The sequence below is a fragment of the Stutzerimonas stutzeri genome (genome assembly GCF_013522825.1).
GTDB classification, from domain to species: Bacteria; Pseudomonadota; Gammaproteobacteria; order Pseudomonadales; family Pseudomonadaceae; genus Stutzerimonas; species Stutzerimonas stutzeri_AK.
This window is the reverse complement of sequence record NZ_JAAMQZ010000020.1, coordinates 77,966-86,351: the sequence shown is the minus strand read 5'-3', so window position 1 is coordinate 86,351 and position 8,386 is coordinate 77,966. Positions and strand designations below refer to the sequence as shown.

Annotated in this window: 7 protein-coding genes and 1 pseudogene; 3 read left to right on the top strand and 5 right to left on the bottom strand. The window is 62.3% G+C overall.

Features of this window, described 5'->3' with window-relative positions:
- The 3 genes and pseudogenes from G7020_RS14015 to G7020_RS14005 form a co-directional block, all read left to right on the top strand.
- Positions 1 to 118 (top strand): annotated as a pseudogene (locus tag G7020_RS14015) (IS5/IS1182 family transposase); the annotation flags it as partial.
- A gap of 77 nt (positions 119 to 195) precedes the next feature.
- Entirely contained in the window at positions 196 to 627 is a 432-nt protein-coding gene (locus tag G7020_RS14010; RefSeq protein ID WP_181085431.1) for a hypothetical protein, read from the top strand.
- A 93-nt stretch (positions 628 to 720) separates the two neighbouring features.
- Positions 721 to 1,650 carry an ornithine cyclodeaminase family protein gene (locus tag G7020_RS14005; RefSeq protein ID WP_181085430.1) on the top strand — a complete coding sequence of 310 codons (930 nt, stop codon included), beginning with the start codon at positions 721 to 723 and terminating at the stop codon, positions 1,648 to 1,650.
- A gap of 97 nt (positions 1,651 to 1,747) precedes the next feature.
- On the opposite strand, the gene G7020_RS14000 is transcribed toward G7020_RS14005, so the two are convergent.
- From G7020_RS14000 to G7020_RS13980, 5 genes are all read right to left on the bottom strand, one after another.
- On the bottom strand, positions 1,748 to 3,094 hold the full coding sequence (locus G7020_RS14000) for a type II toxin-antitoxin system HipA family toxin (RefSeq protein ID WP_181085428.1): 1,347 nt from the start codon (positions 3,092 to 3,094) through the stop codon (positions 1,748 to 1,750).
- Positions 3,091 to 3,354: a helix-turn-helix domain-containing protein gene (locus G7020_RS13995; protein ID WP_181085426.1), complete on the bottom strand. Its 264-nt coding sequence runs from the start codon at positions 3,352 to 3,354 to the stop codon at positions 3,091 to 3,093. The genes G7020_RS14000 and G7020_RS13995 overlap by 4 nt, the downstream gene beginning before the upstream one ends.
- A 421-nt stretch (positions 3,355 to 3,775) precedes the next feature.
- Complete coding sequence (locus G7020_RS13990; RefSeq protein WP_181085424.1) at positions 3,776 to 5,080, bottom strand: OprD family porin; 1,305 nt, start codon at positions 5,078 to 5,080, stop codon at positions 3,776 to 3,778.
- A 350-nt stretch (positions 5,081 to 5,430) separates the two neighbouring features.
- The gene (locus G7020_RS13985) at positions 5,431 to 6,249 is read right to left on the bottom strand and encodes a DMT family transporter (RefSeq protein WP_258189351.1); all 819 of its coding nucleotides are present in this window, start codon (positions 6,247 to 6,249) and stop codon (positions 5,431 to 5,433) included.
- 147 nt (positions 6,250 to 6,396) lie between these two features.
- Positions 6,397 to 8,343: a methyl-accepting chemotaxis protein gene (locus G7020_RS13980; protein WP_181085420.1), complete on the bottom strand. Its 1,947-nt coding sequence runs from the start codon at positions 8,341 to 8,343 to the stop codon at positions 6,397 to 6,399.
- Between the last annotated feature and the right edge of the window lie 43 nt (positions 8,344 to 8,386).

The following is an 8,386-nucleotide window of genomic DNA, read 5'->3' as shown; positions in this document are numbered from 1 at the left end:
TCTATTCCGGCGCTTGAAGGGGTTTCGGCGTATATTCTCTCGCTTCGAGAAGCTTGATGTGATGTTCATCGGATTCATCAACTTCGCGCTAATAGTTGACGGACTGAAGATGTGTTAACACGCCCTAATCGGCTGTTTCCCCAGTTGGAGCTGACGCGTCAGGATGTTCAACATTGCTGGTGCGGTGTACGGCCCATGTCCACACTGGACGGCGAAACGGTCAGCCTGCCTGTTCGCGCCATCGAAAATCCCGACATGCCCGGATTGGTGACCGTGACGGGGTCGTACATCATGATGCACCGCCATGCCGGGAGACTGGCGGCACGAGCGGTGGAAAAACACCTGGGCAAGCGTGACGCTCCACCTCAGGGCATGCTCATTGGTCCACACGATATCCGCAGTGACGAAGACATTGCACGCGTCGCACAAAAGGAACACGTGGTGCATCTGACTGACCTGATCCGGCGCCGGCTGCCGGGCGGCCTGAATCCCTCTACGCTGGGGCGTGACAGGGCGCAGCAACTTTCGCGAATTGCAGCTACGGCGCTGGGTTGGTCTGAAGCACGCCGGCAGCAGGAACTGCAAAGTTTTGCAGAGGATACGGACAGGGTCTATCGCAAGCCCTGACTTCTCACCAAGGGCACCGGGGTGCAGTTTTCACGACCTGCAGCCCCCTCCCCCTTTTCACTGCCACGATGCCCTCAAAAAGAGGAGAACGCGATGCAAGTCATTTCAGCCCAGAAAATCGCCGCGGTACTGGACTGGGGCGGCGTGCTGGAGGCGCTGCGTCAGGCCCACCTGGGCGCGCGCCCGGCGGGCGACAGCTTTTTCGTCGGCGACGAGCGCTATGGCCTGTTCAGCCGCGGGGTGGTTCTGCCCGGGCTGGGCGCGGGCCTCAAGGTCTGCTCCATCTGCCCGGCCAATGGCTCCGCCAACCCGCCGTTGCCCACGGAACAGGCGCTGTTCCTGGTCATCGACGAACAGTCCAAGGCCATCGTCGCGGCCCTCGACGGGCCGGAAATCACCCGCTGGAAAACCGCCGCGGACTCCGCCCTCGCCGCGCAGCGCCTGAGCCGCGAGGACAGTGCCGTTCTTCTCGTATTGGGCGCGGGGCCGGTGGCCCGGGCGCTGGTCGATGCCTATCTGCATATCCGCCCGGCCATCCGCGAAGTCCTGTTGTGGAACCGCACGCCAGCGAAGCTGACCGACACCCGCGAGGCCCTGCGGCGCAGTGGCGTCGAGGTGAGCATCGTCGACGACCTCGACGCCGCCGTGGTCCGTGCCGACATCATCGCCTGCGCCACCAGCAGCGCCACGCCCCTGGTGCGCGGGGCGCTCGTGCGGCCTGGCTGCCACGTCGACCTGGTCGGTGGCTTCCGCCCCGACATGCGCGAGGCGGACGACGAGGTGGCGAGGGGCGCGCGGATCTTCGTCGACGACCGCGACACTGCCGCCAGCAGCGGGGACATCCAGGCGCCGCTGCAAGCCGGGGTCATCACGCCAGAGCAGATTGAGGGCGACCTGTACGACCTCTGCCAGGTCAGCGCATTCTCCCGCACGGCCACGGACAGGACACTGTACAAGAATGCCGGCGGAGCCCACCTGGATCTGATCGTGGCGCAATATGTGCTCGCCAGGCTGAGGGCTTGAGCGCCGCAAGAGAGCGAGAGCGAATCCGACCCGACGCCTCTCGCTCGAATTGACTCAAACCTGAGCACAGACACTCAGCAAAACCCTGAAAGGCAACTTACCGCCTACGCGGCCTACCCAACAACTCAGACCGCCCGATCACCTCTCGGCCACTTTCCGGCCCATCGGGCTCCGAAAACCCCGCCTGAGCAATCGCTTCATCCAGACCTCTGAAAGCAACGAAGTTCTTGGGGCTCCGCAAGGAAGCCATCCCATCATTCCAGGCATGCACCATCTGCTTGGCTACGGTATGCCAGCGCGGCTCATTGCGGGCCGCCTCTATCACTTCTTGGCCAACCTCCACCGCCGATTCGCACAGCCGCTCCACCATCTGCGCATACTGCCTCGTGGCAATACCCAGCCTTGCCTTGAAGAACCGCTCCAAGGTTTTCCCCACCGCCCAGGTTTGCCGTCCATCCACGGACAAGCCCGGCGGATTGCCTGCATAGCGTGGATACGCCTGTGTAGTCACAACGTCATAGACCGGTGTATAGGCCACGTCCTTCAGGCTGGTGTAATGCAGCGCGATGTTCTTGGCATGGCAGTCGGCATTGCGCACCACATAGTTGGTCAGCAGATGCCAGCCGAACTGCTCCAGTTGGGTTCGCATGGCTGCGGCAGGTATGTAGACACGCGTGGCATTCAACACACGCTCGGTCGTCGTTGCGTATTTCTCGTGGGGCGGCAGTCCCAGCAAGCCGCAGGCATCTTCGACCCCATGCGTGACAATGCCCTGCGCATCCACGTCGAAACGATCCACGACCAGGACGCGCCCGTCCTCCGACATCCGCGTCCTGGCCACTGGCACGACGTTCAAGCGTTCCAGCACCCGCATGGTATAGAACTCGTTGAACCCGAGATAAGGCGTACTGTCGTCCGAGCCTTTGATGATATGGCGGCTGGTACGCAATGTGGGTTTGCCCACAGCATGCGCTGGCGCGTCCATATCCTCTTGCGGCGCAATGAACTTGGGCACCATGCCGGAAATGGATGCTCGGGCATATCGACGCACCAGGCTGGCGAAATGCGCCGTGGTGTTTTCGGCTTTGAGCAACGACTCGATTTGCAGCGCTTCCATGTCGCCCCCAGGCGTCCCGCCTTCAGGAGTGACGGTGACGCGCCCAATCCCCATCCCGCCGACTACCGCCAACAAGGAGAGATCCGTGCCATCGAGCAGCGCTCCAAATTCTTCGCGGATGATGCTCAGAAGATAGCCTTCGGGCAAATTCTGGCGAAAGAAAGGGTGCAGATCACGTGGCCAGCACCACGGCTGCTCGCGTACCGGCATGGTCAGGCTGACAAAATCGGCGGGATCGGTGCCAGGCAGATAGCTCAGGACATACTCATCACGCTCCCGGTAGAGCTTGGCGACCGTCCTAGCGCATACATGCACGTCGAGTTTCATACGCTGTCACCCCGCCGTTGCTCGGCCAGGATGTCCTCAAGGGTTCTGACGTGGCCCTGCTTGACGGGCTTGAGGTCGTAACCTGCGGCTTCCAGCAGGTGCAGCAATGCGGAAACGCTCATATCGCCTTTGGCAAGCGTCTCCATGCGGGCAACCGTTGTGCGGGAAACTCCGGCGCGTTGTGCCAGCGCTTCCTGGCTCAGGCCTGCTTCCCGGCGCACGTTACGCAGCCAGTCCGCGACGTCAGCTAGTGTGGTCACTGTGTCTCCTGGGCGTCAAATATTCACTGATAGGCTAAAAATGTAGCCCGCGAGATACATTCTTACAAGAAATACATCGGAATTTGCGTGCATCAATCGTCATGAATGGCGTCACGCACCAGGAATTTTGTAGCCCGTAAGAATCAAATCAGCCAGTAACAGCTGAATTTGATGCCCCACGGCTACAGACAACACTGCTTAGCAATGGTCATGTGCTCTCGTGCCCTCGCAAGGATGGATCTACGCCCGGAGCTCCGCGCCCATGACGAGCACGTTCACCTGGCACCCTCGCGGCATGCATTCCCCCCGGCGAGCACCAGGGCGGCGCCGGTGAATTAGGTGGATACCTGCGAAAAGGCCGAAAACATAGTTTTCGGCCTTTTCGTATTGCCGGCGTGAATTGCCGACCGGCATTTGCGCATCAGAAGATCTGGTACGGGTACTCGACAATCAGACGGACCTGGTCGGAGGATATGTCCGAAGCGCCGTTGCCGATCCGGTGGCTCGCCTGGCGCAGGCGCAGCGACAGCCCCTTGGCCGAGCCCTGCTGGACCGCGTAGCGGATGTCGAAGCCGCGCTCCCAGTGCTCTTCGCTACCCTTGTCGCCGTAATAGTTGTAGGGGCTCATGGCGTCCATCTTGCCGCCGTCGACGTCGCTGCCCTTGATGTAGCGGGCGCCGATGCTCAGGCCCGGCACGCCGTAGCGGCTCAATTCCAAATCGTAGAACAGCCCCCAGGATTTCTCGTTCGGGCCGTTGAAGTCCACTATTTGCGACGAGTTGGCCAGGTAGATGGAGTCGTGGAAGGTGCCCGGGCCGAGGCCGAGGTAGTCGAACGGCGTGTCGCCATCGTTCTTCTGGTAGGCCAGCTTGAAGGTGTGCGCACCGACGCTCCAGGCTGCGGCCAGGGAATAGGCGGTGGTGTCGATGTCGCCGGCCAGCTTGCGGCCTTCGTCATCGGTCTTGTAGAGGTTGAGGTCGAAGGTCAGGCTCTGGTTTTCGTTGATCGGGTAGACGTAGTTGGCGTTGGCGTAGTACTGGCGCCAGATGTCCTCGAACTCGGAGCCATAGAGGCTGAAGCTGAACCGGTCGTTGACCACGTAGCTGCCACCGAGGAAATTCACGGTGCGGGTGCCCACGCCGGCATAGGCGGCATGGAAGTCGTCGTCGCCGTTGGTGCTGTTGAAATCCTTGGCAGCGGTGAGGTGGGCGGCTTCCAGGCTCAGGCCTTCCAGTTCGTTGCTGGTCAGGTGCAGGCCGGTAGCGGTACCGGGCACCAGGCGTGCGTCTGCAGCGGCGAATACCGGGTTGTAGGGCCTCAGGTTGTTGCCGTATTTCAGCTCGGTGGCGGAGATACGCATTTTCACGGCGGCACCGGCGGAGCTGGCCTCGCTCTCGGTGCCGCCTTTGCCGTCGTCCGGCATCATCACGGCGTTCGAGTAGCCGCGTCCGCCGTCGAGCTTGAGTGCCGCGTAGGCGCTGGCGTCGACACCGATGCCTACGGTGCCCCGGGTGTAGCCGGAGCGGTAGTCGAGGCGAAAGGCCTGGCCCCATTCGCGGCGATCCTCTGCGCCGTTCTTGCGATCATGGTTCCAGTACAGGTTGCGGGTCAGGAAGTCCAGGCGGCCATCCTCGATGAATCCGTTGCTGTCCGTCTGGCTGGCAAGGGCCAGAGGGCTGCCGGTCGCGATCGCCAGAACCAGCAGGCGTTTTTTGCTCAAGGTCATTGTTGTTGTTCTCCATGGGGCGATTGAACACTGTTGGTGTGATGAAGCAGATCCTCGGTCCTCCCTTCGCCCGGAGAGCGGGAGAGCGGCCAGTCAGATGCACGTTCCCCCCAGCGGTGAGCCCAGCAGGACCTTGGATGAAACTACGGAGACGGATAAGCGGTGGATGGACGAGCATGACGGCTTCCTGGAGCCGCCCCCTCTTCTGCCCGCCGTGGGAAACACTGTAGGGCGAGGTCTAATCCGTCGATATGAGAAACCGGACCGATTCCATCATGCTCCGCCCCGCGCCCAGGCCCGTCTGGCGAGGCGCACAAGCAGGCGCCGATGATATTTCTCTGGTCTTAGGATTACCTGGCCTTCGCGGCATACATTCCCCCGGCCAGCACCAGGGCGGCGCCGGCGATGGTCCAGGTGTCGGGGAATTCACCGAACGCCAGCAGACCGACCAGGGAGGCGAAGACCAGCAGCGAGTAGTTGAACGGCTGCAGGACCGCGGCGGGCGCGTATTCCAGGGCCTTGATCAGCAGCAGGTGCGCGATCATCCCAGTAACCGCGTAGATGCTCAGCAACGCCCATTCCGTGGGGGACGGCGGCTGCCATGCCGGGATGCCGAAGCAGGTGGAGGCCACGGCACCAACCACCGCCATGTACAGCAGGTTGGTGGCGAAGGAATCGCTCTGGCTGATCCGCCGCGACAACAGGTTGTAGGCGGCGAACGTCAGGGCGGCCAGCAGCGGAATCAGCGCGGCGGGCTCGAACAGGCCGAAGCCCGGGCGCAGGATCACCAGGGTACCGATAAAGCCCACGACCGCCGCGACCCAGTGACGCAAGCCGATCGCCTCGCCCAGCAGCACGCCGGCCAGGGCCAGCGTCAGCAGCGGAAACACCGCGAACAGCGCATGACTTTCGGCGAGCCCCAGGTGCCTCAGCCCCCAGCCGAACAGCGCCGCCTCGCCAAGGGCGAGCAGCGCGCGCAGCACTTGCAGCAGCGGCATCGAGCTGCGGGTCGCGGCTCTGGCGCTGCCCCTCCAGGCCAGGAAGGCGATGGCCGCCAGCAGGAAGGTCCAGTAGCGCACCATCAGCAATTGCGCGACTGAGAAGTCCCTCACCAGGAACTTGGTGATGCCGTCCTGGCAGGCGAATATCAGCATGGCCAGCAGACACATGCTTATCCCGCGACGGATTCTGGTTGTGTCGCTGCCATGCGCTGCGGTGACCATAGGGAATTCCTGCGATTAGGCCCAGGGGGCACAGAGACGGGGGAGCAACACGACAAATACCTCGGCGACCTCGAACTCTTGCCCCATGAAGGTTCAGGTCTTGAAGCGGTTGGTCCACGTGTGCAGATCGCCCGACAGGCTGACGAGCGACTGTGAATTCGCCTCCGCCTGACCGGATAACTCCGCTACGAGCCGGGCGTCGGCATGAATCTGGCCAATGTGCTGACCTATCTCTTGCGCGACCTGGGTTTGCTGCTCTGCCGCGGTCGCGATCTGTGCGGTCATGTCGCGTACGATCTCTACCGAAGCGCGAATGAGCTCGAAGCTGGAACGCGCGTCACCGATGCTCTCGCCGGTCGTCTGAGCTGCGCCCAGGCTCGCGTGCATCTGCTTGCTCACCTGCTGGGTGCGTAGCGACAGATTCGTCAGCAATTGGTCGATTTCCCCGGTCGAGTCCGCTGTGCGCTTGGCCAGAGCGCGCACCTCATCGGCGACCACCGCAAACCCTCTCCCCTGCTCTCCGGCCCGTGCGGCCTCGATCGCAGCGTTCAAGGCCAGCAGATTTGTCTGCTCGGCGATGGCCCGGATAGTCCCCAGAATGGCCTGGATACCATTGTTATCCTGCTCCAACTGTTGCATCGAGCCGGCAGCCTGAGCGATCTCGGCACTCAGGCGTTGCGCACGCAGTACGGCGCTATCCATCCGCTGTTGACCGGCGTCGGCCTCGCGCTGCCCATGTTCCGCCGAGTCCGCGGCCTGACCGCAGGAGTGTGCGACGTCGTTCGCCGTGGCGAGCATTTCATGGAAAGCGGTTGACACCATATCGACGGACTCCCGTTGCCGCTTCGCCGCGTCCGCGACCTCGGCGGCGACCTGCATCGAACGTCCAGCCGTGACGGTCAGTTGCCCGACGGCATCGCTGATTTGTCGAACGAGCCCACGAATGACCTCCAGGAACTGGTTGAACCATCTGGCCAACTGCGCCGTTTCGTCATGCCCGCGCACCTCCAGGCTGTTAGTGAGGTCGCCCTCCCCTTGCGCGATGTTCTCCAGCCCCGCGCTGACGCTGTGGATAGGGCGCGCGATCACACGTGCAATCGCTACGCCCAGCAAGGCGAACAGGCATGCCAGCGCAGCGACGATCACGACGATCTGCCAGGTAAGGCGCGCAGAGCCGGACATGACTTCAGCCTCCGGAACCAGTCCGATGAGGGTCCAGTCGAGCGCTGACGAGTGCCAGACGTTGGCCAGGTAACGGATGCCGCCAAGCTCGACACTCATCAGGCCGGTGCGACGTTCGGCGAGCCTTCCGTACCCACCGTCCAACTCATCCAGTGTCTTGAAATTGTTCTCCGGTTGCGCCGGATCGACCAGGATATTGCCACTTCCTTCGACCAGCATGACGTAGCCGGTCTCGCCCAGTCTGATCTCCTTGACGATCTCAGTGAGTCTCTTGAGCGATACGTCGATGACAACCGCCCCACCCTCTGGGCCCAGTCTGTTGGCAAAGCTGCGCGTTACCCCGATCAAGGTGACGTCGTCCTGCGGCCAGAAATAGGCGGGATTGCGGCTGGCTTTTCCCTGGCTGGCCATGGCGGCCCTGTACCAGGGGCGCTTGCGTGGATCGTAACCACTCTGGACGGAGTTCACCGGCCAGGGCACGGTGGCGCCATCCGAGGTGGCGAGATAGATGTAGGCGTAGTCGGGATGGGAGGTCGCGAGATTGGCGAACAGTTGCTGAATCCGCTCGTCCTGCTCCGGCATGGGTTGCCGGGTGGAGTCCTCGGTGAAGTATTTCTTCAGGCCGCCATCGGTGTTTTTCAGCAATGGATGATCCGCAAGGAAATCGACATCCTGGGCGATGGCGTCAAAGAAGATCCTCATCGCGTTTTCCACTTGGCGAATCTCTCTCGAACTGCTCTCCAGAAACTCATGCCTTGCCTGCTCGCGCACGGTCATCACCACCAGGGCGGCAATCAAGACCGCGGGCAATACGGCAACCAGAAGAAACGCCAAACCGAGCTTATGCCTGATGGACATTTGTATTTGTTCTCTCTGGCACCTTCGAGCTTGTGCCACTGGC

Excerpts from the sequence above, each read along its gene's own strand:
- G7020_RS13985 (WP_258189351.1), bottom strand. The coding sequence starts at position 6,249 with ATGTGTCTGCTGGCCATGCTGATATTCGCCTGCCAGGACGGCATCACC.
- G7020_RS14010 (WP_181085431.1), top strand. The coding sequence starts at position 196 with ATGTCCACACTGGACGGCGAAACGGTCAGCCTGCCTGTTCGCGCCATC.
- G7020_RS14000 (WP_181085428.1), bottom strand. The coding sequence starts at position 3,094 with ATGAAACTCGACGTGCATGTATGCGCTAGGACGGTCGCCAAGCTCTAC.
- G7020_RS14005 (WP_181085430.1), top strand. The coding sequence starts at position 721 with ATGCAAGTCATTTCAGCCCAGAAAATCGCCGCGGTACTGGACTGGGGC.
- G7020_RS13980 (WP_181085420.1), bottom strand. The coding sequence starts at position 8,343 with ATGTCCATCAGGCATAAGCTCGGTTTGGCGTTTCTTCTGGTTGCCGTA.
- G7020_RS13990 (WP_181085424.1), bottom strand. The coding sequence starts at position 5,080 with ATGACCTTGAGCAAAAAACGCCTGCTGGTTCTGGCGATCGCGACCGGC.